Source organism: Pseudomonas sp. YuFO8, from assembly GCF_035065025.1.
Lineage (GTDB): Bacteria > Pseudomonadota > Gammaproteobacteria > Pseudomonadales > Pseudomonadaceae > Aquipseudomonas > Aquipseudomonas putida_AE.
On the sequence record NZ_JAXDEQ010000002.1, the window covers coordinates 111,310 to 136,081 of the forward strand.

24 protein-coding genes are annotated in these 24,772 nt (G+C 52.7%); 7 read left to right on the top strand and 17 right to left on the bottom strand.

Translation table 11 applies throughout. The features are described 5' to 3' along the window. Nucleotides 1-10: 10 nt before the first annotated feature. A complete protein-coding gene (locus SOP95_RS02295; RefSeq protein WP_323605852.1) occupies nucleotides 11-2,266 on the bottom strand; it encodes an Orn/Lys/Arg decarboxylase N-terminal domain-containing protein in 2,256 nt (751 codons plus the stop codon). A 187-nt stretch (nucleotides 2,267-2,453) separates the two neighbouring features. Continuing rightward, nucleotides 2,454-3,236 carry a DNA polymerase III subunit epsilon gene (gene dnaQ / locus SOP95_RS02300; protein ID WP_442967713.1) on the bottom strand — a complete coding sequence of 261 codons (783 nt, stop codon included), beginning with the start codon at nucleotides 3,234-3,236 and terminating at the stop codon, nucleotides 2,454-2,456. Between the two features lie 121 nt (nucleotides 3,237-3,357). On the opposite strand from dnaQ, the gene SOP95_RS02305 reads away from it, so the two are divergent. From SOP95_RS02305 to SOP95_RS02320, 4 genes are read left to right on the top strand one after another with little or no spacing between them, the layout of a single operon-like run. After that, on the top strand, nucleotides 3,358-4,569 hold the full coding sequence (locus tag SOP95_RS02305; protein WP_323605855.1) for a site-specific integrase: 1,212 nt from the start codon (nucleotides 3,358-3,360) through the stop codon (nucleotides 4,567-4,569). Then, complete coding sequence (locus tag SOP95_RS02310; protein ID WP_323605856.1) at nucleotides 4,566-6,254, top strand: site-specific integrase; 1,689 nt, start codon at nucleotides 4,566-4,568, stop codon at nucleotides 6,252-6,254. Before SOP95_RS02305 ends, SOP95_RS02310 begins: the two co-directional genes overlap by 4 nt. Continuing rightward, nucleotides 6,251-8,314, top strand: a complete 2,064-nt coding sequence (locus SOP95_RS02315) for an integrase (protein ID WP_323605858.1) — start codon at nucleotides 6,251-6,253, stop codon at nucleotides 8,312-8,314. Before SOP95_RS02310 ends, SOP95_RS02315 begins: the two co-directional genes overlap by 4 nt. Next, nucleotides 8,307-8,738, top strand: coding sequence for a hypothetical protein (locus SOP95_RS02320; RefSeq protein ID WP_323605859.1), 432 nt, complete (start codon nucleotides 8,307-8,309; stop codon nucleotides 8,736-8,738). The genes SOP95_RS02315 and SOP95_RS02320 overlap by 8 nt, the downstream gene beginning before the upstream one ends. 228 nt (nucleotides 8,739-8,966) lie before the next feature. On the opposite strand, the gene SOP95_RS02325 is transcribed toward SOP95_RS02320, so the two are convergent. Further along, nucleotides 8,967-9,269, bottom strand: coding sequence for a helix-turn-helix domain-containing protein (locus SOP95_RS02325; protein ID WP_323605861.1), 303 nt, complete (start codon nucleotides 9,267-9,269; stop codon nucleotides 8,967-8,969). 91 nt (nucleotides 9,270-9,360) lie between these two features. Between SOP95_RS02325 and SOP95_RS02330 the strand changes: the two genes are divergently transcribed. Beyond that, nucleotides 9,361-9,795 (top strand): hypothetical protein, encoded by a 435-nt coding sequence (locus SOP95_RS02330; RefSeq protein ID WP_323605863.1) that lies wholly within the window; start codon nucleotides 9,361-9,363, stop codon nucleotides 9,793-9,795. 161 nt (nucleotides 9,796-9,956) lie between these two features. On the opposite strand, the gene SOP95_RS02335 is transcribed toward SOP95_RS02330, so the two are convergent. Both SOP95_RS02335 and SOP95_RS02340 read right to left on the bottom strand, forming a co-directional pair. Then, nucleotides 9,957-10,244 (bottom strand): hypothetical protein, encoded by a 288-nt coding sequence (locus tag SOP95_RS02335; RefSeq protein WP_323605864.1) that lies wholly within the window; start codon nucleotides 10,242-10,244, stop codon nucleotides 9,957-9,959. Nucleotides 10,245-10,268: 24 nt separating this feature from the next. Continuing rightward, nucleotides 10,269-10,706: a hypothetical protein gene (locus tag SOP95_RS02340; protein ID WP_323605865.1), complete on the bottom strand. Its 438-nt coding sequence runs from the start codon at nucleotides 10,704-10,706 to the stop codon at nucleotides 10,269-10,271. 272 nt (nucleotides 10,707-10,978) lie between these two features. Between SOP95_RS02340 and SOP95_RS02345 the strand changes: the two genes are divergently transcribed. Next, complete coding sequence (locus tag SOP95_RS02345) at nucleotides 10,979-11,188, top strand: hypothetical protein (RefSeq protein ID WP_323605866.1); 210 nt, start codon at nucleotides 10,979-10,981, stop codon at nucleotides 11,186-11,188. A gap of 171 nt (nucleotides 11,189-11,359) precedes the next feature. On the opposite strand, the gene SOP95_RS02350 is transcribed toward SOP95_RS02345, so the two are convergent. The 11 genes from SOP95_RS02350 to SOP95_RS02400 form a co-directional block, all read right to left on the bottom strand. After that, nucleotides 11,360-12,418 (bottom strand): ATP-binding protein, encoded by a 1,059-nt coding sequence (locus SOP95_RS02350; RefSeq protein WP_323605868.1) that lies wholly within the window; start codon nucleotides 12,416-12,418, stop codon nucleotides 11,360-11,362. A gap of 484 nt (nucleotides 12,419-12,902) precedes the next feature. After that, nucleotides 12,903-13,658, bottom strand: coding sequence for an NAD(P)H-dependent oxidoreductase (locus SOP95_RS02355; RefSeq protein ID WP_323605869.1), 756 nt, complete (start codon nucleotides 13,656-13,658; stop codon nucleotides 12,903-12,905). Between the two features lie 70 nt (nucleotides 13,659-13,728). Then, nucleotides 13,729-14,559, bottom strand: coding sequence for an amidohydrolase family protein (locus tag SOP95_RS02360; RefSeq protein WP_007946545.1), 831 nt, complete (start codon nucleotides 14,557-14,559; stop codon nucleotides 13,729-13,731). Nucleotides 14,560-14,720: 161 nt separating this feature from the next. Then, nucleotides 14,721-15,491 carry an enoyl-CoA hydratase/isomerase family protein gene (locus SOP95_RS02365; protein ID WP_007946546.1) on the bottom strand — a complete coding sequence of 257 codons (771 nt, stop codon included), beginning with the start codon at nucleotides 15,489-15,491 and terminating at the stop codon, nucleotides 14,721-14,723. Nucleotides 15,492-15,589: 98 nt separating this feature from the next. Next, nucleotides 15,590-17,275 carry an AMP-binding protein gene (locus SOP95_RS02370; protein WP_323605872.1) on the bottom strand — a complete coding sequence of 562 codons (1,686 nt, stop codon included), beginning with the start codon at nucleotides 17,273-17,275 and terminating at the stop codon, nucleotides 15,590-15,592. Nucleotides 17,276-17,549: 274 nt separating this feature from the next. Then, nucleotides 17,550-18,785 (bottom strand): OprD family porin, encoded by a 1,236-nt coding sequence (locus tag SOP95_RS02375; RefSeq protein ID WP_238543965.1) that lies wholly within the window; start codon nucleotides 18,783-18,785, stop codon nucleotides 17,550-17,552. A gap of 248 nt (nucleotides 18,786-19,033) precedes the next feature. After that, nucleotides 19,034-19,801: a 3-hydroxyacyl-CoA dehydrogenase gene (locus SOP95_RS02380; RefSeq protein WP_007946549.1), complete on the bottom strand. Its 768-nt coding sequence runs from the start codon at nucleotides 19,799-19,801 to the stop codon at nucleotides 19,034-19,036. Nucleotides 19,802-19,819: 18 nt separating this feature from the next. After that, nucleotides 19,820-20,635 (bottom strand): enoyl-CoA hydratase/isomerase family protein, encoded by an 816-nt coding sequence (locus SOP95_RS02385; RefSeq protein ID WP_007946550.1) that lies wholly within the window; start codon nucleotides 20,633-20,635, stop codon nucleotides 19,820-19,822. Between the two features lie 17 nt (nucleotides 20,636-20,652). Further along, nucleotides 20,653-21,261 (bottom strand): DsbA family protein, encoded by a 609-nt coding sequence (locus SOP95_RS02390; RefSeq protein ID WP_323605874.1) that lies wholly within the window; start codon nucleotides 21,259-21,261, stop codon nucleotides 20,653-20,655. Between the two features lie 9 nt (nucleotides 21,262-21,270). Continuing rightward, nucleotides 21,271-21,951, bottom strand: a complete 681-nt coding sequence (locus SOP95_RS02395; protein WP_007946553.1) for a glutathione S-transferase N-terminal domain-containing protein — start codon at nucleotides 21,949-21,951, stop codon at nucleotides 21,271-21,273. Between the two features lie 94 nt (nucleotides 21,952-22,045). Next, complete coding sequence (locus tag SOP95_RS02400; protein ID WP_323605875.1) at nucleotides 22,046-22,762, bottom strand: NAD(P)H-dependent oxidoreductase; 717 nt, start codon at nucleotides 22,760-22,762, stop codon at nucleotides 22,046-22,048. A 95-nt stretch (nucleotides 22,763-22,857) separates the two neighbouring features. Here SOP95_RS02400 and SOP95_RS02405 point away from each other — a divergent pair, with 95 nt between their 5' ends. Beyond that, nucleotides 22,858-23,874, top strand: a complete 1,017-nt coding sequence (locus tag SOP95_RS02405) for a GlxA family transcriptional regulator (RefSeq protein WP_323605876.1) — start codon at nucleotides 22,858-22,860, stop codon at nucleotides 23,872-23,874. A gap of 62 nt (nucleotides 23,875-23,936) precedes the next feature. Here the strand turns inward: SOP95_RS02405 and SOP95_RS02410 are convergent, their stop codons facing one another. Beyond that, nucleotides 23,937-24,653 carry a TerC family protein gene (locus SOP95_RS02410; RefSeq protein WP_007946556.1) on the bottom strand — a complete coding sequence of 239 codons (717 nt, stop codon included), beginning with the start codon at nucleotides 24,651-24,653 and terminating at the stop codon, nucleotides 23,937-23,939. Nucleotides 24,654-24,772 lie beyond the last annotated feature (119 nt).

The window sequence follows — 24,772 nt, forward strand, 5'->3', positions numbered from 1 at the left end:
GGAAAGGTCCTCATTCCTTGATGCAATCGACGGTGTAGTGCCGTCCATTGCCCTCGTCTTCGTGTTGCAATCCGTGCACATCTGCGACGAAACCCGGGAAGCTGCTGTCGAACGTGCGAGCAAACGCCAGGTAGTCGATGATCGAGCGGGTCGCTTCGGTAAATCGCTCGCCGGGCATGATCAACGGAATGCCCGGCGGGTACGGTACCAGCATGACGGCAGCGATGCGCCCTTCCAGGGCATCGATCGACACCGCTTCAACTTCGCCACGCACCAGATGATCATAGGCGTCCGCCGGCTTCATGGCGATTTGCGGCAGAACCGTGTACATGCGCTTGAGATGTTTGGCCGTGGCATTGCTGCGGTAACAGGCGTGCAGCTGATCGCACAGGTCACGCAAGCCCATGCCCAGATAGCGCGCGCCGTGCTGCTGAGCCACACAGGGCAGGCAACTGGCCAGACTGACGTTGGCGTCGTAGCTGCGCTTGAACTCCAGCAACTCGGTGAGCAGCGTGCTCCACTTGCCCTTGGTGATGCCCATCGAGAACAACACAAGGAACGAATACAGCCCGGTCTTTTCGACCACCAGCCCGCGCTCCCAGAGAAACTTGCTGACTACCGCCGCCGGGATTCCGCGTTCGCTAAGCGCACCGCCCGCGGTCAGGCCCGGCATCACCAGGCTGACCTTGATCGGATCGAGCAGGACATAATCGTCGCTCACCTCGCCAAAGCCGTGCCAGTCATCCCCCGGTTGCAACAGCCAGTCCTCGGTCACCACCCGGTCGATGCCTTCCACCGACGGCGGCTGCCAGATGGAAAACCACCAATCGTCGGCGGCGATGTGCTGGCGCAGATTGGCCAGCGCCCGGCGAAAACTCAGGGCCTCGTCGAACATTTCCTGCAACAGCGAACGCCCGGCCCCGCCCTCCATCATCGCCGACGCCACATCCAGCGAAGCGATGATGCCGTACTGCGGCGACGTGGAGATGTGCATCATGAAAGCTTCGTTGAAACGATCGCGGTCCAGCTGCCGGGCGCCACCGTCCTGCACATGAATCATCGACGCCTGGCTGAAGGCTGCCAGCAGCTTGTGCGTGGAATGGGTGGTGAACACCAGTGGACTGTCTTCACTGCGGGAAGTACCCATGCCGTAGCGCCCGGCGAAGAATTCATGGAACGCCGCGTAGGCATACCAGGCCTCGTCAAAGTGCAACACCTCGACACTGTTGCCCAACTGCTGCTTGATCAGCTCGGCGTTGTAGCAGAGGCCGTCGTACGTCGAATTGGTCACCACCGCCAGCTTGACCTTTGGCGCCCGGCCCCGGGTCAACGGACTGGCGTCGATCTTGGACTGGATCGATTCGCGGCTGAATTCGCTCAGCGGAATCGGGCCGATGATCCCCAGCTCATTGCGCTCCGGGCACAGGTACAGCGGGATGGCACCGGTCATGATGATCGAATGCAGCACCGACTTGTGGCAATTGCGGTCCACCAGCACCAGGTCGTCGCGCGCGACCATGGAGTGCCAGACGATCTTGTTCGCGGTCGAGGTGCCATTGATCACGAAGAAGGTGTGATCGGCACCGAAGTTACGCGCCGCACGCGCCTCCGCCTCGGCCAGGGGCCCTGTGTGATCCAGTAGCGAGCCCAGTTCCGGCACCGATACCGATAAATCCGAACGCAGGGTGTTTTCCCCGAAAAACTGGTGGAACGCCTGCCCTACCGGGCTTTTGTGATACGCCACCCCACCACCATGGCCGGGGGTGTGCCAGGAATAGTTGGAATCTGCGGTGTGTTGCACCAACGCCTTGAAGAACGGCGGCAGCAAGCCATCCAGGTACTTGCGAGCGGCCCGCGCCACCTGGCGGGCGAGGAAAGGCACGGTGTCTTCGAACAGGTAGAGAATGCCGCGTAACTGATTGAGCTCGGCCATGGCGTCGGCCGGCGCGTTTTCCAGGGTTACTTGCTCACCCAAGGCGAAAATGGGCAGGTCCGGGGCACGCACCCGCGCCAGCCCGATCAACTCGGCCATATTTTGTAACAAGTGCGAATGAGCGCTGGCGTCTTCCGCTGCGATCAGCATGCAGGAGAGCCCGTGATGGGTCGAGGCAACCAGCCGGCCTTCGGTGTAATCCATCGCCGAGACGATACTGAAACCTTCCTGCTCCAGTTCCCGGGCGATCCCCCGCACGCGATCGCCAGCGACGGTGTCGGCCTTGATGTCGCGATGGACGATCAGGACCGGGAATTTCAGATCTTTATACATGGTGCTCAGTGTCCTGAGGCGGCAGGCCAGAGACTGCCAATCACCTCAGGGTAGAGGGTTGGAGCGGATGTGGCGAGTGCGATGCACTGAAATGGGTCGTCAGATCTTGTTTAAGATCAAAAGATCGCAGCCTCATTTCACCTGTAGGAGCTGTCGAGTGAAACGAGGCTGCGATCTTGTAAAGGACCTACGCCGACGCTTCGGCCTCAGCCTCAGCCAACTGCAACCACAAAGCTGGTCCACCCGCGGACTTGCTAATGATTTCCAAGCGCTTCATGTGCTGGGCCAAATCTTCTTCACTGGCGCGAATGATCCGCGTCGGCTGGCGGTTGGCCGGCAGGCGGCGGATTTCCGTGGCGGAGTTGTCCGCACCCTCGCCGGAGCCATTGCCATCCGAGGCATTGCCCGCCAGGGACAGGCTGGTCTGGCCGCCGGTCATGGTCAGGTAGACGTCAGCCAGGATCTCGGAGTCGAGCAAGGCGCCGTGCAGCTCACGGCCGGAGTTGTCGACGCCATAGCGCTTGCACAAGGCATCGAGGCTGTTGCGCTGCCCCGGGTGTCGTTCCCGGGCCATCATCAAGGTATCGAGGATCGAGCAGTGTTGCGTGATGTCCGCACGATCGTGCTGGCCCATCAGGGCAAATTCGTTGTTGATGAAACCAACGTCGAACGCCGCGTTATGGATGATCAGCTGCGCGCCCTTGATGAACTCGAAGAACTCTTCGGCCACCTCGGCGAAACGCGGCTTGCCCACCAGGAACTCGTTGGTGATGCCGTGGACGCCGATGGCGCCTTCGTCACTTTCGCGATCCGGTTGCAGGTACACGTGAAAATGCCGGCCGGTCAGGCGCCGGCCGATCAACTCGACACAACCGATTTCGATAATCCGGTGGCCGTCGGTCACCGGCATGCCGGTGGTTTCGGTATCGAGTACTACCATCCTGTTAGCTATAGTTTTGTTAACCGTCATCGCATCGCCGCCTTTTAAATACGCGAGAAATCTTAACATACCGTCTAAAAATCACCGCAAAAACTGACGATCAGATGTAAACCCGCATTGACATTCTCTTCCACTACGCAGAGGTGTAAATATGAATTATACCGTTAAGACCTTTATCGCGATTGGTGGCGAGCGGTTCTCTCAACTCTACGAAGCCGATGCACCTGGCTTCCCTTTATTTTATCCAACCGCTTTCATTGCCCGCGCTATCAGGTCCTCCACTACGCACGAAACTCAAAAGGTCTACCTTGCGGCGATCAAGAGGGTCTGTGAATGGGAATCCCGTAGGCACATCGACCTGGCCCATCGCTTCCATTGCCGTAAATTTCTAAGTGCTGCGGAGGTTGATGACCTCACAAGCCATCTGCGCGCAAGCAAGTTGACCAGTAAGACGGGGGTCATCAGCAGCGCTAAGTACAACACTTATGTTGCGTATGCAGCAGGGTATATACGCTGGCTCACACATGAGGTTATCGCCGACACAAACACCCACGACGTCAGAGAGGCGGTTCAGGCTCAAAATACCATGCTCTTGCGAAAAACAAGGCGCAAGGTCGGATCAAAATCTGCACGCGAGCAGCGGATTGTGGGGCTGAGCCTGCCTAATGAAACCCGCAACAATTTGTTAGACCTATTCAGTCAGCCCTTGAAGGGAGTTCGACACCCCCAAAATCTTGGCCAAAGATTACGCAATATTGTGATGCTACGTGTTCTTTACGAAACCGGTATGCGATTGGGCGAGCTGCTAAGTCTGAAGCTCAAGCATTTAATAGAAGCCAGTGGCACCGACAGCGCCTACTTAGATATAGAGCTCAATCACCACGACGAACTAGACACTCGATTACATCAGCCAGTTACCAAAACTCAGGGGCGAAGGGTTCCTATATCGGGAAGCCTCGAGGAACAGCTGATCATCTATCGAGACCACTGGCGAGCAGGCGTACCCAGTGTCGGTTTTTCGGAAGAAAACTTCATGTTTGTTGTCCATCGTGGAGGACGCAGCCAAGGTCAAGCACTACCCAAGACGGCATTTGGTGCAGGGCTTGCTAACCTCAAACAGCTATTTGACGCGCTTAAACCAGTTCACCCCCATCTGCTACGACATGACTGGAATTATCGTTTTTCAAAACATGCGGACAGAGAACGCATGCATTTTGAAGAAGAGCGTACGCTGAGAGAACAGCTAATGGGCTGGGTACCGGGCTCGCCAATGTCAGCACGTTACAACCGCCGCCACATTGAAGAAAAATCTCATGAAATTGGCCGCAAAGTCGCTTCCGACACTGCAAGGATTTTACAATGAAAAGAAAAACATCTTTGCCAGCACAACCAATATTTTTTGATCACAATCTCGATATCAACCGCACTGAGCGCCCTGGCGTTCAGTGCGGTACTTTTGGTGCGTTTCATTGGGACGGAGATGCACTTATTCATACGGGTCAGAATAAATTCCACATGGCCAAAGCGCTATCCTATCTAACCCCCTCGCTAGGATCGTCATTTAAACAACACCTGATATCTTTCACGGCGCAAGGCAATTATGCGCCAGCTAGCTACGGAAATCTCATCTCAGCATTTCGGACAAGTCTAATTACATACCCGACTTCCTCTTTCGACTCCAGCTGGATAGCAAAAGCTTTAACAGTCCCAACATTCCATAGAAACAAAAATAGAATCTTAAGTTTCTTCCAACATTGGTCGGAACGCGACAACGCCATTATCAGCCAGAGCGCCTTAAGCTTGCTGAATGATACTGCTTCTTCCTATCGCGCAACCCCGCGCAACGTGCTTTCAGACGATCCAAATAAAAGCTGGCTCACCAACGAGGAATACAATGGTCTGCTCAGCGTCGTTTGGGATAATTATGACAGGGGAAAATCCGGCACACAAGTTACGCTCATCAAGCTGCTTTCGATGCAATATGCTCGTCGGCCTGTACAGATTGCGAATTTAAAAATTGGTGATATTCAAGAAAACGACGGCTCGGATAAATTGAGCCCTATAGGTAAAGTAATTCTCTTTCCAGGCAGCAAGGATAAGGGGGCTGAAATAAGTTTTAGAGACAGCAAACTTGAGCCTCACTCCCTAGCCAATCACTTGTGGGACTTATGTCATATTCAGTGCCGTGAAGTAAAAACGCTTTACGAAAAAACTTTGGGCCTTACTCTTACAGATGATCAACTGAAAAAATTACCTTTGTTTTGCAGCGAATTTCGAGTGAGGCAATCTCGACAAATCATTGAAGGCCAAAGTGGGCTCAGCCTATTGACAAATCTGGACAGCGAGCTTTTTCATCTGCGTCGAGAAAGCATATCCCAAATCCTCACATGGGGAAATAATTTCCCGACTTGTGAATATGGCGACTCAAAAACTAAATACTCGTTACAGCAGCCTCCCCCCAGTCCACGTACTGGACGGACAATGGTTGTCACTGCTACGCGAATGCGCCATACGCGAGCGCGACAACTTGCCCGACTAGGCGTACCTCATCACATACTCTCTCACTGGCTAGGTCACACGACTGAACAGTCGATAGATGCCTATTACAATGACCCTGCCGAACAAGCTCGGCAACTTGATGAAACAATGGCGCATGCTCTGGCTCCATTCGCAATGGCTTTCACAGGGATACTGATCGACTCCACGGCTCAGGCCACGCGAGCCAGCGACCTAACCAGCAAGTTGGAATTTGCCCGCTCTGGAGTTTTAAAAACAGTCGGTCACTGCGGAAAATTCAGCTTCTGCGCGACAACGTCAGTGCCGATACCCTGTTATCGCTGTAGGTATTTCGAACCCTTGGTGGATGCACCACACCAAGAGGTATTGAATGCGTTAGAAGAGCGACAAGCAGCGGAGCAGGACGTATTAAAATTTGGCGGGGCGCGAAATATATTGATACCTATAGATCTTTCAGCAGACATTCACGCTGTCAAAAGCTGCATTGAACGTTGCAACGCGAGCAATGCACAAAGAGAGTTAAATTCATGAGTCAGTCCATTCGATTCACCCCTAAGCGCGAAATGTTTGCCAAACAAAATCTTAGTGATTTCATTGACATGGCAAAAAACAACTTAACACTGTGGTCTGATCTGAAGAATTTTTCTTGGGATGCAGATCGATGGCCTACAACATATTCAGGCATCCGTTTTATCAGCCATGAATACCGGAGCCTGCCAACCCGCGACCGCATCGACACGCATCAATTGATGCACCCAGCGTTCACCGAGTTTGCCAAAGCCTACTTGCGCTATAGACATACGCTCCGCCCACAAAAATCAATATGCCAGCAAATATCAGCGCTTCGAGTTATAGAGTACGTGTTGCGAAACGACATGACAGTGCCTGACATAACCAAGTTTGAACAAAGACACTGGGAAATGGTCGTCAGTACTGTTGTAGACCTACCCAGCCGCCAAGGGCTGTGCAGCCATGTTCGCAGAACTTTGAAGATGCTAGCGGATTTATTTATTCTTCAGGTAGATCCAGGATTCTGGAACAATCCTTACGTAGGGCAACACAGCTACGATGCTATTAACGGCGCAAAAGCGCCGAGTGAAGCAAAATTGAAGAAGCTACCAGACCAAGACGCGCTGTTAGCAATCGCTGAAGTTTTTTCGCTAGGCGACAGTGAAGCGCTCATAGACAACGACATAATGATTACTTGCATTACAGGGCTTCTTATGAGCGCTCCCATGCGTATCGGCGAAACCCTACGTCTACGGACCGACTGCTTGCGCGACGACAACGACAAGGATGGAGAACGCCAGAATTACTTAGCGTATTGGGTACCGAAATCGGCGCATTTCGCTCGTAAAGCCATACCGAAGACGATGGCAACTGTTGCTACCGACTCTATTCAAAGGCTAAGCGAAATGACCGATGAGGGCCGTCGCTTAGCGCGCTACATGGAAACTAATCCAGACCATTTCTACCGGCACGAGAATTGTCCAAAAGTACCTGACGATCAAGTACTTAGCAGACATCAAGTAATACAAGCGTTAGGTTTTTCTAGCCCGAATAGCTGCATGAGCTTCGTAAAACTCCACACTGGCAGTGGTTCACTGAAAGGCTTTACACTAGACACTCTTTGGAGCATTGTGTTAAAAGCGCACAACAAACTCAATCCACACTTTCCATATCAGGAAAACCCGAGAAATTCATCGCTACCACCGCTACGAATGTCCGAATCACTGCTGTGCTTTCGTCGATTTCAAACTTCACCTGAGTTAAATACCAGTCCTGTGCTACTTGCACCGTACAGCAAAGATACATATGGGAAGAATTTGTCGACAGGGAAAGGCACAACACATTCCGGGAACTTCTTTAGAAGAAACGGCTACGGCGCCATCAACCTAAAACCTCACAGCCTTCGCCACCTCCTCAACAGACTAGGGCGCAATAACGGTGTTTCCGTAGAAACGCTTACCGAATGGAGTAGTCGCGCCACCATCCGGCAGACTCGAACTTACCTGCACGACGATCCGCTTAAAGCGGCTTCCAATGGAGCGGCTTTGCTTGGGACGATCCAAAAACAGACTCCACTGAAGCCAGTCACCTCTGGGGAAGCAGAGCTATATGGTCAGGGGCCGTTCCATCGCAGCCGTTACGGCATTTGCCGACGAAGCTGGAGAGCCGGGCCTTGCAACAAGTTCGCCGATTGCCTCAATTGCTCCGAACTCCTCATGTGCAAGGGCGACAGGATCGCCGCAGAAATAATAAAACAAGACCGTAACAATCTTGTACAAACATACACTGCCGCACAACTTGCAATAGCTGAAGGCGAGCGGGCAGCATCGCGATGGACTGAAAAGGCAGGACCGCAGATCGCAAGACTCGATGAACTGCTGGCCATACTGCACAACCCTGAAATACCGGACGGTAGCCCTGTCGAAATGGAAGGAGAAGACTTCAGCCACGAGAAGGTGATTGTGTCCGAGAAAGCCGAAGCAGCAGGCGTAAAGTTGCTGGACCGGAATGAACTGCGCATCACATACGGCGATGATTTACTGGCTTGCCTAGAGTTACTTCGGAGCTCCGACAATGCCTAAGACAATCACAGAACAGCATGAAAGAAAAATCGCTCAGATGATCCGTAACTGGCCAGCCGAGCATGCACTGGACTGGAACGCAGTCTGTAAGGGCGCACAAGGCATATTGGGATGGGATAACCCTCCAACTCGCCAGGCGCTTGACAAAAAAATAGCGATAAAGGTCGCTTATAAGAACAAGAAACAAAATTTTAAGATAGAAAAACAAAAGCTCTCGGACATGCCAAGGCCACGGAGCACCCTGGATGCCATGAAGAAGATCTCTAGGCTTCAGGCAGAGAATGATGAACTGAAGGCAGAGCTTGCTAGGATGGCCGAAATCGCAAACAGACTCATCTACAACGCAACCATTGCAGGCCTTACACGAGAGCGACTGATGGCGCCACTTCCGACAATTCGTGAACCACAGCCACGCAAAATGTGAATTCAGTGATCGTTGAATGTAACTCTTGTATTTTCTGACCTAGTACGCCGTCTGGATCTCGAAGTGAGGCAGCCTCAAGGTTTCGCACACAGCGTTTAGACATAGCCGCATCACTAATACACCGCGAGGGAGGCCTAGGTGCTAATTTTTGAATCCGCCGTTAGCACTTTGATAATTCGAATAAATTGCTACCTAATTGATCGACTCCATCGCCCTACGACGAAAGATTCAAATGTCACCCCTGCCCCCTTTCAGCTCCATTAGTTGAAGCTCCTCTTGCACGCGGGATAGGAATCTCCTGACATCCCCGGTGTTTTCTTTCCGCATATAGCATGCCGCCACCAAGCTGACCGGATGGATGGCTAGAACGCTGCAAAGCTCTTCGAGCTTATCAAGCGTCGGACTGGTGCCGCCTCGCTCGAGCAAGCTGACATTAGTCCGGCTACTGACGAGCGCAAAATCCTCCTGCGTAAGGTTTTTCTGAAGGCGAACCTGCCTCAGCGTTGCCCCAAATGCTTTTCTCAGTTCCATTTTGCGGTCTCACAAAAGGAACGATAAGGCTTCATTGCACAATATATGACTACAACATATATTGGTCATTTGTGACGCGGAGAGGCTTGCCATGAATCAGGAGCATGGACGATCGATGATCTTTTCCAGCCTATTCAACGACGATTTTCTAGCACGACCCTTCGTTCGACAGACAATAATGTGCCCATGGTTTTATCTGCAAGCGGAGGTTCGTGAAGGCAAGGAATTCATGGGCGAGATGCTCATGGTCTCTTCGTTTGACTCACTGAAAGATATCCTCGAGCAGCAGCATGACTCCTTCCGGGTCCGGTCAATCCAGTACGTCACTCCCGGTTTTGTCAACAAAACTGGCCAGTGGCGTATGGAGCCGCTTTTGGAGGCTAGCGAAGCGATCGGTCAGGGTGGAGAGAAAATACCCATTTTGACAGTTGCGGGCCGGACGTATTCGCACATGGACATTAGCGCCGAGACAGACTTCACAAACGTTAAGGTATTGTTCACCCACAAAACGGACAGACATGACTGATTTTTTGTAGGTAGGCTGCGCCTCAGTCGGGGAGGTCTGCCTTGCTTGTTCAGCTCTGACTTACTCGGATGCGGTGTACAACGTAATCTTTCCGCAGTGATGCGGCCACAAGAAGTCGCCACCTGAACCAAGCTAATTCCGATGTTTCACATCATCGGTTATCAGTCACGTGGCGATGGATCGCTCAAAATCTTCGTGTACTTCAAGGGAGTGCCGGCGAAGGCGGTGCCTTCTACCTTACTAAAAGCATCAACAGCATCGACGTTGAAAAAACTACGATACTTGGACGATTTTTGTAGACGCTCAAGCTTGGCTCGGGCAGTAGCTACTGTATCGTTATCGACTTTAGCTCTCATTCTTTTCCACCTTCTCAAAGCACCGATACGTAAAAAAACCTGACGGACACCTTCCGCGCATTCGATACACGTTTCGAGGATTTTGGATGACATCACCTCCTACCATCCAAAAATACGTCACTTTTTCCGGCGACGTGATTCTTGTACAGTGAAATCAAAACTCAATCCTGCGAGTGGGCCACACGGTTCTTGATCCGGATGACAATGGAGCAATCTTTCCCGTAAATCGTGATCCAGTTTATTGAGTTTATCGAGTGATTGGAGGGCCTCGCCATCATCAACCTCCGCCTCTGACTCACTGTCCCCGTCCTCAGGCACCAAAGACTCAGGGCTACTCAAATAAAGAGCGAGTAATTTATGGTGTGGGTAGCGATTCTCAAAATCCCTGACCAACCCCTTGAAAATGCTTTCACCCGTGGGTGTGCCAGCAACTCGGCGAATCACATAGTCAGCGATAGCCAGGCGCACCTCGATCTCGTTTGAATCGAGTGGAAGATCCTCGTACCCATCTTCAAACCGGCTATAGGGACGACATCCAACGGGCTTATCGGTCATCGTTCAGGGTTCCTGCGTGGGTTGACTTTGATAGGTCAAATGACCGTACACGAAACTCCCGCATTACGATTGAAGTGATCGCTTTTGCGGTATTTCGACGCTATCTTCAAAGTACGTCAACTCCAAAACAAATGAAACCACCGGAATCTTGTGTACGGTCAGTGAAATCCAGGAGAGAACGCACTGCGCTCTCTTTCAAGCTCGAGCCCTCTGGCATTCCATCAGCTTAGGCTTTAGTCAATCAGCGAGTGAGGCATCACATGAGTAATCGCATGAGTAATCGCAAAAAGCATTCAGGAGAAGCTAGCTTTGACGAGATATTGATGATCAAGCGTCGAGCCAGGGACAGGCTTGTTGATGCGGTGTACGCAGCAGATCGTGAAAGCCTTGAGCTCGCAGCGGAACATATCAAAGCGGTTCTACGTGGCAACTCACCAATTCCACGGCCACAACGATTTAGCTGTCTCGATAACGAGAAGTAAAACGCCACGCTAGCTCTACAAACTAAATAGCCGAAAAATGGTAACTAATAGACTGAATTCCAGCGCCTGAACACTATTGAAGGGTTAGTTTGCGAAAACCAACCGTGTTGTGACCATACAAGGGTGCACTCACCTACCGTTGTGTAACGCAGGTAACACTATTGATGAGATTCACACCAGGCCATCCAACAGGCCATCTTCGCGTAGAAGGTCAACTATCTCCTGTTCTTCGATCGTATAGACACTACGAGACGTTTTCCAGACCAGTTTCTTTTCCTGCAGTGCCATGAGCGCTAGCTGCACATCTGGCACTTCAACCTTCGACTCGCTTGTGGCTATGCCAGCTTTCTGTATCGCTTTGGCATACAACTCCATAGTCGAGCATTCGAAGGGCGCGAAACCATCGCCCTTCGCACCCATCACACGAATGACTGCAGACTGCAATGGAGTGAGGCTACGAATCACCGTCTTAGGATTCGCATTGAGTGCTACAGCTTGCGCTCGGACAAGCTCGGCAAAACGCACCAAGATGGTTTTAGGGTCCACGGTGAGATCGAAGCGGATACCGTCTGCGGCTGCGCTGAGAAGCTCAGGCCGATAGCCGCTCTCTTGAAACAACTGGAATACATCTGAAGGGTCGAGATCCTGTGGAAGGTCAAGTCCCTTGCAGTACCAGTCAACGAAGCCTTCATCCAGCATTGGGAACTGCACCATTGAAGCCCCAAAAAACGCCTCATCGCTGCTGTTTCGAAGCATGGCAAGCTTGTTTCGGTTCGATCCGATGCAAACGATACGGAGACCATAATGCTGCGAACTGTTAAGTTCGTCTCTGGCCGCCTTTAGCGCAAAAAGCGCTGCGACGCCTTCGTCTGACGTGATCGCATGTTGGGCTTCGTCGATTATCAGCACTATGAGTTGTTTCGACTCATCGGACAGTGCTTCAAACGCCTTGGTAAGATCAATTTCTTTCCCGAGCCCAATGTTGTTCACGTCAAAATTAACGCGAGCGACACCTACCGTTTCCAGCCCGGATGCTACTGCCAATTGGCTGATGAGTTTCTCGTTAGGTCCAATAGCTTCTCGGACAGTCTCGACGATGACAGCTCCTGGATCTTTCGTCAGGTCCTTCCAAAGATCGGCGTATAACACAATGGCTCCGGCATCCTCCAAGGCAGGCCACAAATCTTCGCGGGCGAAAGTGGACTTCCCGGTGCGGCGTGGCGCTGTCATGAAGACACCTGACGTAGCGGCACTGCCTACCGCCACTTGCGTTATCAGCTTAGTGAGCCGCTCAGACAGCGCCCGACGACGGTAAAAATATTTCTGCGACATTGTTGGCCTTTGATGGGATCCATAGGGAATCAAAGAATTGAAGCCCTAATTTGAGCGTGATCTAGCATCGCGTTCAGTCAGCGTTGAAAGTAACTATATGTTAACGGTCAAAAAATCAGCAACGATAATGGACTCAGTTTCGTTTTATCTCTTTTTGACCAGACGCGCAGCGCTGACCAACCCCTCCAGCCAATCTTGATGCCCATTGATCATTGGGTTCGGCCGCGCCATGGCGAGTTCTTTGGCGGGTTTTCCCTTCTGGGTTTCTTGGGTGAGGATTCGAACTCGACCATCCGACAAATCTTCGATTAGCCAAGCATGGTGCACATCCAAGCGAGTGTGGACCTCGCCCGCCCAGCCGTGCCAGGCTATCCGTCCCGGCTTACCATCTCTGACCAATCAGCGGATTCCATTGCACACCAGATTTAGCTTCTACACCTGGCTTTAGGCGCTGAGTTTCGTCGTAGTCACTCCATGGGTGCATGAACAAGGGCTCAGCGCTATCCAACGTCTTTAGGCGCTCCGCAAAGCCAGCGAGGTAAGCCACACGATCTTCAGCAGTCACACGGCCTGGCATCCATGCGGCAAATGGCGGTAGGACAGAGAAGCCGGTGTAAGCCAGGAGACCGTTGTGAATTGGCCAAAGTACATGCAGCAAATCCCCATCGATCCCGTTCGGCTCATAGAGCGTCGATGCTGTCCCAGTCGTCAGGCAAAGCATCGCCTTCTTGCCCTTGAACAACCCCGAGTCGTATTTACGACCGGCTGCATAGGCAAAGCCGCGACTGAATACGCGATCGCACCAGCCCTTCAAGATCGAAGGCATGGAGAACCACCACACAGGAAAGTGGAACAACACCAGGTCAGCCTCAGCGACTTTCTGCTGCTCACGAACAACATCAGCACTTTGGGTATTCTGTGCGAACGCATGCTCTTGCTCACGAGAGAGATCCAAGAACTCCGCATTCTCGCGGTCAGCAAAATCTGCTGCAGACAGCACTGGACTCCATCCCATAGCGTAGAGATCGCTGACGACAACGTCGTGACCCAGACCGGTCAATGTTTCCACCGCTGTGTTTTTTAGCGCTGCGTTGAACGATGCCTGCTCCGGATGTGCATAAACGATGAGGGCTTTCAATGTGTACCACTCCGGACTTGAAAGGAGGACTCAAAAACTTGCACGATAAGCCCAACACATGTCTGCAATGTCAGTCGTTCAGCTTAAAGGCACGTCGAGCGTTCTCTGCTAAAAACAAGCGCTGCACGTCCTCTCCTAGATTTAATGCGCTAATCCCTTCCAAGCAGTCGGCAGGCGTCAGCATAGGATAGTTAGTCCCAAACAATACCTTGTTTTTCCCCGCTCCTCGCATATAGGCAACGAGCTCTGCAGGAAAACGAGATGCTTTGTAGGCCGATGTATCCACATAGACGTTCTGGTGTTTCATCATCAGAGAAATCATTTCAGATACCCAAGGAAACCCAATATGCCCACCGACGATCCGCAGCTCTGGGAATTCATGCGCGACGTTGTCTAGATAAGGCATGGGCCGTCCCGGTTCCGAAGGTCGCATCGGTCCTGCATGCCCGACTTGCAGGCAAAACGTAATGTCTAGCTCGATGCATTCGGCATACAACGGATAGTATCGGCGATCGTCCGGGGGCAATCCCCAAAGCCAAGGGAGGACACGTAAACCCTTGAAGCCAAGATCCCTGACACAACGGCGCAATTCTCTCACTGCGTCCATCGGTCGGCTGATGTCGACGGAAGCAATTCCAACGACTTGATCGGGATGCGCAAAAACTGAAGCTGCGATTTCATCATTGGTGATCATGGGGCCCGATGGTCCCCACCAAGCGCTAGCAAGTACTTTCGCCACACCTTGATCACGAAAGGTATCGAGCGCCTCGTCGAAGGTTATGTCCGGATTATCCTGCGCTAGCGTTTTCCATGCCGTGGGCCATCGTCGCAGCGAATCGAACATAGGGTCCTGTAGGTATGCCTTGTTAGGAAACTGCATCCAGGCGTCGATAATTTCCAAAGCGTCTCACCTCTAAAGATTGAGATTGGTGGTTCCAACAACGATCAAAGAAAACCAGTCGGGTCGCCTTGAAACCCGCCTCCTGTGCCAGCTTCGTCTCCAAATATTGACGTGTTCTGACTGTTGAATTTACTCAATTCAAGAGGCGAGCCATGTATCGGTCACATACCCATGATTTCCCGACGCCGTCTATCTTGGGCTCGACGGTTACCCTCTTCGCTCATCCCGGTTGGTAGCTCCTGGTCTAGCAGGGTTGTTCGAAGATCAATTTGTTGAATCACAGAGTCTTGCAAAGCTTTTTTGGACATGGCGTAAGCCACATTGCAGTCAGGAGTGATGCAGCGGGCATAGGCGATTGCCGTGGAAAGCAAATCCTCCTCTTCGACTACCTCATGGAAGAACCCAAGCTTCTCGGCCTGTTCCAGAGAGTAAAGTTCGCCTTTGAGGGTGGTCAGAGCTCCGACCTGGTTGCCCAGCGCGTATTTGATGATTTCAACATAGGCGGCTGGCATCGGAATGCCGATGGGAACTTCGTTCAAGCCAAATTTGGCTTTTTTCCGTGCTGCAATCCGGAAATCGCAATCCAATGCGGTGATCAGCCCACCCGCGATTGCATGCCCGTTGATCGCAGCGACGGTTGGTCTTGGGTATTGGAAGATTCGCAGATTGGTCGCACGGTATTCAGCGTACCACTGGCGAATACGTTCTTTGTTTTGGCTGCCGAACACGTCAAAGCTGTACTTGAAATCAATGCCGGCTGAAAAAACGTTTCCTTCTCCCGTCAGGATGACCGGCAACTCGCTAAACTCTTTTTCAAGCCGGTCGAAAGCGTCATGCAGATCCTTGAAGAAGGCGTCATTTTGCACGTTAACTTTATTGGTGTTCATGCGCACAACCGCGCACTCATCGACGACCTCAATTTGCCAAGCCATGTTCATTCTCCTCATCAGCTGCGCCTGCAAGCGGCGCAGTCATTAATTCACTCAAGTCCTAACTGATTGTGCGAGCATCTGGAAGTCATGCTGCGGTGTTAACACACCGCCAACGTGAGCTCCTCTTCCATCATTTCGCGCATCTTGAATTTCTGTACCTTTCCAGAAAGTGTCATTGGGAATCCGTCAACAAATCGTATATAGCGAGGGATTTTGTAACGTGCGATCTGTCCGTCGCAGAATGCTCGGATGTCGTCTTCACTGATCGACGCGCCGGCGCGCGGAACAATCCAAACGCATAGTTCCTCGCCGTATTTCCGGTCCGACACACCAATCACTTGGGCGTCCTGGATGGCCGGATGTTGGTACAAAAATTCCTCGATTTCACGTGGTGAGATGTTTTCGCCACCACGAATCACCATGTCCTTGATGCGGCCTGTGATGCTGACATAGCCTTCTTCATCCATGGCGGCAAGGTCACCGCTGTGAATCCAGCCGTCGGCATCAATGGTCTGGGCGGTCTTTTCCGGGTCATCCCAATACCCCTGCATCAGCGAGTAGCCACGAACACACAACTCACCAACGGTGCCTATCGGGACAATGGCACCTGATTCTGGATTGATAATTTTCGCTTCCAGATGCGGGTGCACCCTACCAATGGTCGATACCCGCTTTTCAATTGGTGTTTCGCAAGTGCTTTGATAGCTGGCGGGGCTTGTTTCAGTCATTCCATATGCGATGGTCACTTCGCGCATGTGCATGTCACGCTCGACTCGCTTCATGACCTCGATCGGGCATGCTGTGCCCGCCATGATGCCGGTGCGCAATGTCGACAGATCGAACTCCTGAAAGCGTGGATGATCGAGTTCTGTGATGAACATCGTCGGAACGCCATGAAGTGCCGTGCAGCGTTCGTTTTGGACTGCCTGAAGGACCGCCACCGGATCAAATGAATCGTTAGGATAGACAATGGCTGTGCCGTGGGTCAGAGCAGCTTGGTTGCCCACCACCATTCCAAAGCAGTGAAATAGAGGCACCGGTATGCAAAGTCGATCAGTCGAGGTCAGCTTCATGGCTTCCCCGAGGAAAAATCCGTTATTGAGTATGCCGCGATGCGTCAAGGCTGCGCCTTTCGGCGAGCCGGTCGTTCCGCTGGTGAACTGAATATTGATCGGATCGGTATTCTTAAGTGTTGCACCAATATGCCGGACGCTTTCATCTGCCGGATCGCCCGCAGCAATCAGGTCGCTGAAGCGCATGAAACCGGGAACCTGCTCTTCACTCAGTTGAATCACTGTTCGCAAGAACGGTAGTTTGACCGCATCCAGCATTCCAGGCGTTGCGCTGTGTATTTCAGGCGCGAGACTCCTGATCAACTCGAGGTAATTGGTGGTCTTGAAGGTCGACAGGGTTATTAGTGCCTTGCAACCCGCCTTGTTCAAAGCGTATTCGAGCTCGGAGGCCCGGTAAGCAGGGTTGAAATTGACGAGGACGAGGCCAATCTTGGCCGTCGCTAATTGGGTAATCAGCCACTCGGCACTGTTGTTGGCCCATATGGCCACACGATCACCAGGCTTTAGCCCAAGGCTCAAAAACGAGCTCGCCAGCCGATTGGTCTCACATTGCAGCTGGGAATAGCTATACCGGATATTCTGATGACATGAGACCAACGCCTCATTTTCGGGAAATTTGGCAGCTATTTCGTCAAAAAAAACACCCAAGGTTTTTTCTATCAGTGGGATATCGGTAGCGCCACGAGAATAGCTGTCTTTTATTTTGCTCATTTTTATTGTCTCAACCTTGATTCACTTGAATTTCTTGTGCTTCCCAATTCAGGTAGAGCGACAGCTCATTCCACTCATTGGTATCAACGAACATCCGGCTTAGAAATCGCAGCGCCCCACTTGCTTCAATGTACGAGTGTGGAAGGTCGTATAACATTGGCGATATTGACGTTTTTTGTGCCAGTTACGCCAAGCTAGAGCACCGCTTGCGACTCGACTTGAATCTCGAGACCAGAGCATGGTTAGACATTCTCTGGCCGCGAGCACTCAGGGGTTACCAAAGTGGCAAGCTGTAGCTGACGATCAAACGGTTTTCATCCAGGTCGCTGAGGAAGTTGCTGCGTGTGGTGGCGTTGCGTAGCTTAAGTCCGAGGTTTTTCAGCGGGCCGCTCTGAATGACGTATCCAATGTCAGTATTGCGTTCCCAAGTCTTGCCTTCACTGAGCCCTGCGCCTCGATCGACGTTGTCACCGGAAAGATAACGGGTCATCAGTGTCAGCCCAGGCACGCCGAGGGCTGCAAAGTCGTAGTCGTAACGAACCTGCCAGGAGTGCTCGTCCTGGTTGCCGAAGTCGTTGATCTGGACCTGATTGATCAGCGCATCATCAGCACCGTTTACAAAGGCAAAGCCGGTGTCGCCGCTGAGGTGCTGGTAACCAGCACCGAAACTGTGCCCGCCGAGCTTGTAGGTAAACAGGGCTCCCAACGCATCGTTATCGACATTACTGCCGCCGTCACCGCCGGAATGGGCAAAACGGATATCAGACTTGAGGCTCTGCCCATCTCCTAACGGTAGCTGGTGCACCAGATTAACGAGGTGCTGTTTGTAGATGCCGTCGAGGCCCCCGTAGTAGTAACTGGTGGCGAGTGACGGATTCCATTGGTAGCGACCGCCACCGAACAGGAACTCATTGCTGCTCTTGGTCTGGCCCAGCACGATGTTTCGCTTACCACCGTTAAATACAGTGAGCTCCTCATTGTTGGAGGAGTCCCGCTGATTGACTCGATCGATACGACCAAGATCCAGGTTCAAACCATCAATCTCATTGCTATTGATCCACGCACCCCGAAAGGTTTGTGGCATCAAGCGTGAATCGTTGCGCATCAACGGCGGTAAAATTGGCTGAAGGGTGCCGAGCTTGAGGGTGCTTTTTGACATGCGCAGTTTGCCAGTCAGACCGGATTCGCCGTATTCGTCCTTTGCGCGCTTGGGCGCGCTGCTGTTGGTTTTGAGCAGACCTGTTCCTACCCGGTCGGGGCTGGAATCAAGCTTCACACCGAGCATACCGATGGCATCAATGCCAAAACCAACGGGGCCTTCCGTATAACCGGACTCCAGGCGCAACATGAAACTTTGCGCCCATTCCTCCGCTTTGTTCTGCGCGGCACCAGCCTGGCGAAAATCACGATTCATATAGAAATTACGCAAATCGAGAGTGCCCTTGCTGTCCTCCAGAAAAGCTGCACTGGCTGACCCTGCGATGCCCATAACTGTTCCCGTGCAAAGCATATGGATGATAGTTTTCAAGTTGTACTGCATGGAAAGTCTTCCTCTCGCTATTGTTATTGTTATTGCTGTTTTTTTGTTGTTGTACGACTGATATGCACGTGCGAGCGCTGCCGAGATAACTTTCTCGACTTCACTTAAAACTCGAAATTCCATTTACTAATACAAGACATGAGCGTGAGCTCAACGGAATAACCCGGCCCTCAAATACTCGAATAACTTAATAGTTGAAAGAAACGATGTAGCGATACTTATTTTGCCGTCATCCGTAATGCTCCATCCAGGCGAATGACCTCGCCATTGAGCATCGGATTCAGAATGATTGATTCCACCAGTTGAGCGTACTCACTGCCACGTCCAAGGCGCGATGGAAACGGCACGGTCTTACCGAGGGAGTCCTGCACATCCTGCGGCAAACCCAGCAACATCGGAGTCTCGAAAATACCTGGAGCAATGGTCATGACCCGAATACCGAAACGTGCCAGCTCGCGGGCGATCGGCAGAGTCATGCCTACGACGCCTGCTTTGGACGCCGAATAAGCCGCCTGCCCGATCTGCCCATCAAACGCCGCCACTGAAGCCGTGTTGATGATTACTCCCCGCTCACCTTCTGCATTCGGAGTGTTTTTGCTCATCACCTCGGTGACCAAACGAATGGCATTGAAGGTGCCTACGAGGTTGATCATGATCCCGCGAGTGAAAGTGCTCAGTGCATGAGGGCCTTCCTTACCCAGAACCTTCTCCCCTGGTGCAACACCGGCACAACTGACCAATCCATGTAGAGCGCCGAATCGGGTCAAGGAAACATCGATGGCCGCTCGTGTTGAGTCTTCATCGACAACATCAGTGTGGACAAATAGCGCCGCGTGTCCCAGCTCATCCGCCAGCGCTTCACCGGCAGATACATTGAGGTCCGCGAGCACGACCTTGCCGCCGCCTTCCACCATTTTTCGCGCGGTCGACGCGCCAAGACCCGAAGCACCACCGGTGATGAAAAAAACGGAACCTTCGATATTCATTAGAGTTCTCCAGAGGGGTTAAACAGATACGCCGAAGTTAGCTTTACGCCGCTGGCAAAAGGCGCTAACGCCTTCTTGAAAGTCAGAGGTCGCAGACATTTCAATAAACATTGCTTTTTCGGCTTCTAGTGCGGTTTGCAGGTCGTGATCCAGTCCGTCGCGCATCAGACGCTTAATCCCAGCCTGCGCCGCAACAGGTCCATTGGCTAAGCGATGAGCCATGGCAAGTCCTGCCATCTGTAGCTCATCAGCTGGAACGACTTCAGCAACCAGTCCGATATCTTGTGCCTGGCGGGCATCCAGTTTCGGATTCAGCAGAGCGATCTTCATTGCCCTGTGCAAACCAACATGCCGTGGAAGGTGCCAGGTCCCACCGCCATCCGGGGTAGCACCAATGGCGCTGTATGCCATGAGAAAGCTTGCATCCTCTGCAGCCACAATCAGGTCGCAAGCCAAGGCAAGCGAAAGGCCAAAACCGGCTGCCGATCCGCTGATCAAGCCCAGCACAGGACAAGGCAGTTGCGTCAGCCCGATGACGGCCTCATTTACAGCGCTGATGAGTTGCTCCAACTCTGCGGCGCAGGCGGCTTTCGAGACTTTGAGCAACGTATCGAAGTGCCGGACGTCCCCTCCCACCATGAAATGTGCCCCGCTACTGCGCAACACAACAACCCGAGGTGGATCGGTGATGAGCGTGCGTACAGCGTCTCTCAGGGCAAACCCCATGGAGAGATCGAAGCTATTGCGCGTTTCTGGACGATCGAGGGTGATAAAAGCGAGTGCCCCTTGACGTTCAAGATGAACGAGCAGGCGCTCAGGCGTGGGAGTGTTCATTTTCTTCCTCACTGGCGTCACTGATTTGTGTTGCTGATGCGCTCGGCGAGCAGCTCAAGCCTGTCGCCGCCCCAAAAAAGCTCGCCGCGATACACGAAGGTGGGGGCTCCGAAAACGCCCATGCTTTCGGCTCTTTCGGCTGCCGCCGTTAAGTCTCGCTGTGCGTTCTGCTCGAGGTAATGGTGCCAATCCGAGGCCTTCAACCCCGCGCTGATCAGGGCTGCCTGAATTTGTGCTGCGGACTCCAGATCGAACTCCCGTTGCCAGAAAGCAGCCAACAACGGGTGACAGAACTCCCAAAGCCGATTCATCGACTTGGCGAACAACATTGCCTGGCTGGCAAGCGCCGCATCCCAGAGCTTTGTTGTTGCATGGATCGTGAGCCCCTGCTGCTGAGCGAGCCGACGGCAATCCATATACAGATACTTCAATTTCGAAACTTCTCGACTCGAGCGCTGCTCTACCTCACCGCCATACGCAGAGCGAAAGTCGGTGATGTAAGGCCACCAGTCAAAGGTCACTCCACTGCGTTTTGCGAGCGAAAAAACCGGTTGTAACGCAAGGTAAGAGTAGGGACTTCGCAAATCGATAAACACGTCCACTACCGGATCATCAGGTTGGCTCATGGTCCGCTCCTACCCCGCCCGAAACAGGTTGTGCTTGGCTTGCTCCGAAGTAGTGACGTCGACCCAACGATCCTTCAAAAGCTCGATTGCTTGCCCGACTGCTGGCCGGCTACGCACCCTGCCGTACCAGGCTTTTACGTTCGGAAAGTCATCGAGCGTGATTCCCGTCATCTTGTGAACACGGATCCAAGGGAAGCACGCCATGTCTACGATGGAGTAATCACTGCAGATGTACTCTCTCGTTTCGAGCCGATCGTCCAGGATCTTTAGAAGACGCTTGGTCTCGGTCTGATAACGGGTAGTTGCGTAGGGCACCTTTTCAGACGCATATCGAAAGAAATGTTGAGCCTGGCCCATCATCGGCCCCAGCCCTCCGACCTGCCAAAACAACCACTGCAGGACTTCTCTGCGCTGACGCACATCCTGTGGCAGGAAGCGTCCTTCCTTCTCCGCCAGGTACATCATGATGGCTCCGCTCTCAAATACTGTTACGGGTCCGCCGCCATCAGAGGGCGCGTGGTCAACGATCGCTGGAATCTTCCCATTCGGGTTGATCGCCCTGTAGCTCGGCGTGTGTTGAGCACCGCTAGTAATGTCGATTGGTACAACCTCATAGTGGATCGCCAACTCCTCCATCAGGATGTGCAATTTGTGCCCGTTGGGGGCTGGCCAGCTATACAGTTCGATCATGAGGTTTCTCCAACAACAGATACGCGTTTTTCCCGCTGACAACTCATGCTTACTCAAGACAGCTGCGACCGTTCAAGACAGCCGCAGCAGCTGGTTAACTACAAACAGAGGTGTTCTTTGGACGCAGGATCTCGTCGTAATCATCCAGCGAGGGAAATGTGAGCGACGGCCGTTGATCCAGCGTCAGCAGGTGCTGGCGGTACTGCTCCAGGTATTCCTGCCGCGCCTCTTGGCTGATGTAAGGCACGTGGAAGGCCACAAAGGGTGGCAAGACGGTCAAGCCGACATAACCGAGCACGCCACGCTGAATTGGCTGCAACAAAGCCTCAAGTTCGCCATGCACTGCGCCTGGACCGAACATATGGTCTTGCCCACCAAGAGAGAATGCGAGCATTGCTTTCTTGTCCTTAAGGCCACCACGGTCATAGATCCGTGCTCCGCCATAGCAGTAGCCCGAGATGAAGACGCGGTCGAACCAACCCTTCATGATCGCCGGCATGCTGAACCAGTAAATCGGGAAGTTGAAGATGATCAGATCGGCCCACTTGATCTTGTCCAGCTCTTCAAGAATGTCGGATGCCAGCGTTCCGGTGCTGTAGCCGTTGCGTTGCTCCAGCGCATAAACAAGATGATCGCTATTAGCACGCTGGTGGAAATCTTCAGCGCTGGCCACGGGATTGAATTTCATTGCATATAAATCAGACACGATTACGTCGTGTCCCTGTCCGCTTAATGCTTCAACGGCAAGGTTCAGCATCGACGTATTGAATGACTGAGGTTCGTTATGGGCATGGACGATCAATACGTTCATGGGAGCTCCGGTGAGTGACTATGGAGTCACTGTACGGAACAGGCAGCCAGTGCTAAATTGGCATTATTGACTAATAACATGCGGATTTTGCCAAAATGAAACCAGCCCCTCTTCGCGCAGCAATTCTTGCCCTCGATGGTTGCTATGCCTCGAGTCTCGCTGGTTTTGGCGATGTGCTGCATGTCACCAATGCCCATTTGAGTCGACATCAACATAAGACTGGCACCGCGATGGCACGCTCGTTTTCGTGGCAATTCGTTTCGCACAAAGGCAGGCCCGTAACCGCGTGTAATGGGCTTGCGCTCAATACCGCTGTGCCGCTCCCTGAAGAGACACTCGATATCATCTTCATCCCTGGCCTGTATTACTCGGGGCATGATGGCTTCGAACGTATGCTGGAAGCCGCCGAGCCGCAGCGGGAATGGCTTAAGGCGCAATGGCGTGAGGGCGCAGCGCTGGCGGCGAATTGCACCGGCACTTTCCTGTTGGCAGAAACCGGCCTGCTGCGCGGTCGTCAAGCCACAACCACCTGGTGGCTGGAAAGGCTATTTCGAGAGCGCTACCCGGGCGTCAACTTGCAACTGAGATCGATGGTCACAGAGGAAGATCGCCTCTGGTGTGCTGGTGCCTCTGCTTCTTACTTGCTGCAGGCAGTGCGCATGGTCGAACATTTTTGTGGCGCAAATACGGCCACACTGACGGCCAAGACCATGCTGATTGATACTAGCCAGACGACTCAACTGCCCTACCTGCCGCTCCAGATGGAAACCGTGCACAGCGACACGATGGTTGCAAAGGCGCAGCACTGGCTTTTGAAACACTTCGCCGAGGATGTGAGCCTGCCAGAGCTGGCCGCGGCGCTTTCAGTCAGCGTGCGGACGTTGATCCGTCACTTCAATCGCGTACTCGGCACTACTCCCCTTACCTACCTGCAGAACCTGCGCATAGAAATATCAATGACTCTGCTCGAAAGCGGTGACCTCAGTATTGAGGAAATCGCTAATCAAGTCGGCTACCAGAACGCCAGCTCATTTACGCGCCTTTTCCGCAAGCAGGTAGGGGCGACTCCGGCGGCTTACCGCAGTCGGTTTACGTCATTGGCGACGGGCTAGGTAGATTTTTGCGGTACGGGTGAAATTGCGAGGTGAGGCGTCCTTGCCCGTCTGACATGGCTTTACGCAGCCTTCAGCGTCCTGAAGCGAATGTTCAATGCCTCGACCGCAAGCGAGAATGCCATTGCAAAATAGACGTAGCCCTTCGGTACGTGCATCCCCATTGCATCAGCAATCAGCACGACGCCCACGACTATCAGGAATGCCAGGGCCAGCATTTTCAGGCTCGGATGCTTGTCGATGAACGCACTGATCGCCCCGGCCGCGAGCATCATGATCAACACGGCGACGACGATAGCGGCAACCATCACCGGTACATGAGAAACCATTCCGACAGCTGTGATCACCGAGTCCAGCGAGAAGACGATATCGATGATCGCAATCTGAATGATGGTGCTCAGAAAGCCCGCACCCTTTTTACCTAACTCAGACTCCCCCTCCTCGCCACCTTCCAGTTCCTGGAAGATTTCGCTGCTACTTTTCCACAGCAGGAACAATCCTCCGAAGAACAGAATCAGGTCACGACCCGAAATCCCTTGATCGAAGACATTAAACAGATCGGTAGTCAGTTGCATGATCCAAGTGATGGACAGCAGCAGAAGAATGCGCGTGACCATGGCCAGTGCCAAACCGAAGAAGCGGGTTTTGGGCTGCATGGCTTTGGGCATGCGGCTGACCAAAATCGAAATCATGATGATGTTGTCGATACCCAAAACAATTTCCAACACTGTCAGGGTAAAAAACGCGATCCAGATTTCCGGATTGAGAAACCATTCCATAACGTCAAAACTCTCGATTGCCCAGAAAAAAAGGCATCACCAAAATCGGTGATGCCCGCATGCTCAAATGAGCGAGTCGTGGTAAGCCACATCGCCTCGACGGGGGCGACCAAACCAAT

Coding starts and splice junctions, on each gene's coding strand:
- SOP95_RS02315 (WP_323605858.1), top strand. CDS start 6,251: ATGAGTCAGTCCATTCGATTCACCCCTAAGCGCGAAATGTTTGCCAAA.
- SOP95_RS02400 (WP_323605875.1), bottom strand. CDS start 22,762: ATGAACGTATTGATCGTCCATGCCCATAACGAACCTCAGTCATTCAAT.
- SOP95_RS02295 (WP_323605852.1), bottom strand. CDS start 2,266: ATGTATAAAGATCTGAAATTCCCGGTCCTGATCGTCCATCGCGACATC.
- SOP95_RS02395 (WP_007946553.1), bottom strand. CDS start 21,951: ATGATCGAACTGTATAGCTGGCCAGCCCCCAACGGGCACAAATTGCAC.
- SOP95_RS02330 (WP_323605863.1), top strand. CDS start 9,361: ATGAATCAGGAGCATGGACGATCGATGATCTTTTCCAGCCTATTCAAC.
- dnaQ (WP_442967713.1), bottom strand. CDS start 3,236: ATGACGGTTAACAAAACTATAGCTAACAGGATGGTAGTACTCGATACC.
- SOP95_RS02380 (WP_007946549.1), bottom strand. CDS start 19,801: ATGAATATCGAAGGTTCCGTTTTTTTCATCACCGGTGGTGCTTCGGGT.
- SOP95_RS02345 (WP_323605866.1), top strand. CDS start 10,979: ATGAGTAATCGCAAAAAGCATTCAGGAGAAGCTAGCTTTGACGAGATA.
- SOP95_RS02410 (WP_007946556.1), bottom strand. CDS start 24,653: ATGGAATGGTTTCTCAATCCGGAAATCTGGATCGCGTTTTTTACCCTG.
- SOP95_RS02375 (WP_238543965.1), bottom strand. CDS start 18,785: ATGCTTTGCACGGGAACAGTTATGGGCATCGCAGGGTCAGCCAGTGCA.
- SOP95_RS02385 (WP_007946550.1), bottom strand. CDS start 20,635: ATGAACACTCCCACGCCTGAGCGCCTGCTCGTTCATCTTGAACGTCAA.
- SOP95_RS02370 (WP_323605872.1), bottom strand. CDS start 17,275: ATGAGCAAAATAAAAGACAGCTATTCTCGTGGCGCTACCGATATCCCA.
- SOP95_RS02320 (WP_323605859.1), top strand. CDS start 8,307: ATGCCTAAGACAATCACAGAACAGCATGAAAGAAAAATCGCTCAGATG.
- SOP95_RS02310 (WP_323605856.1), top strand. CDS start 4,566: ATGAAAAGAAAAACATCTTTGCCAGCACAACCAATATTTTTTGATCAC.
- SOP95_RS02365 (WP_007946546.1), bottom strand. CDS start 15,491: ATGGCTTGGCAAATTGAGGTCGTCGATGAGTGCGCGGTTGTGCGCATG.
- SOP95_RS02305 (WP_323605855.1), top strand. CDS start 3,358: ATGAATTATACCGTTAAGACCTTTATCGCGATTGGTGGCGAGCGGTTC.
- SOP95_RS02340 (WP_323605865.1), bottom strand. CDS start 10,706: ATGACCGATAAGCCCGTTGGATGTCGTCCCTATAGCCGGTTTGAAGAT.
- SOP95_RS02350 (WP_323605868.1), bottom strand. CDS start 12,418: ATGACAGCGCCACGCCGCACCGGGAAGTCCACTTTCGCCCGCGAAGAT.
- SOP95_RS02405 (WP_323605876.1), top strand. CDS start 22,858: ATGAAACCAGCCCCTCTTCGCGCAGCAATTCTTGCCCTCGATGGTTGC.
- SOP95_RS02390 (WP_323605874.1), bottom strand. CDS start 21,261: ATGAGCCAACCTGATGATCCGGTAGTGGACGTGTTTATCGATTTGCGA.
- SOP95_RS02325 (WP_323605861.1), bottom strand. CDS start 9,269: ATGGAACTGAGAAAAGCATTTGGGGCAACGCTGAGGCAGGTTCGCCTT.
- SOP95_RS02335 (WP_323605864.1), bottom strand. CDS start 10,244: ATGTCATCCAAAATCCTCGAAACGTGTATCGAATGCGCGGAAGGTGTC.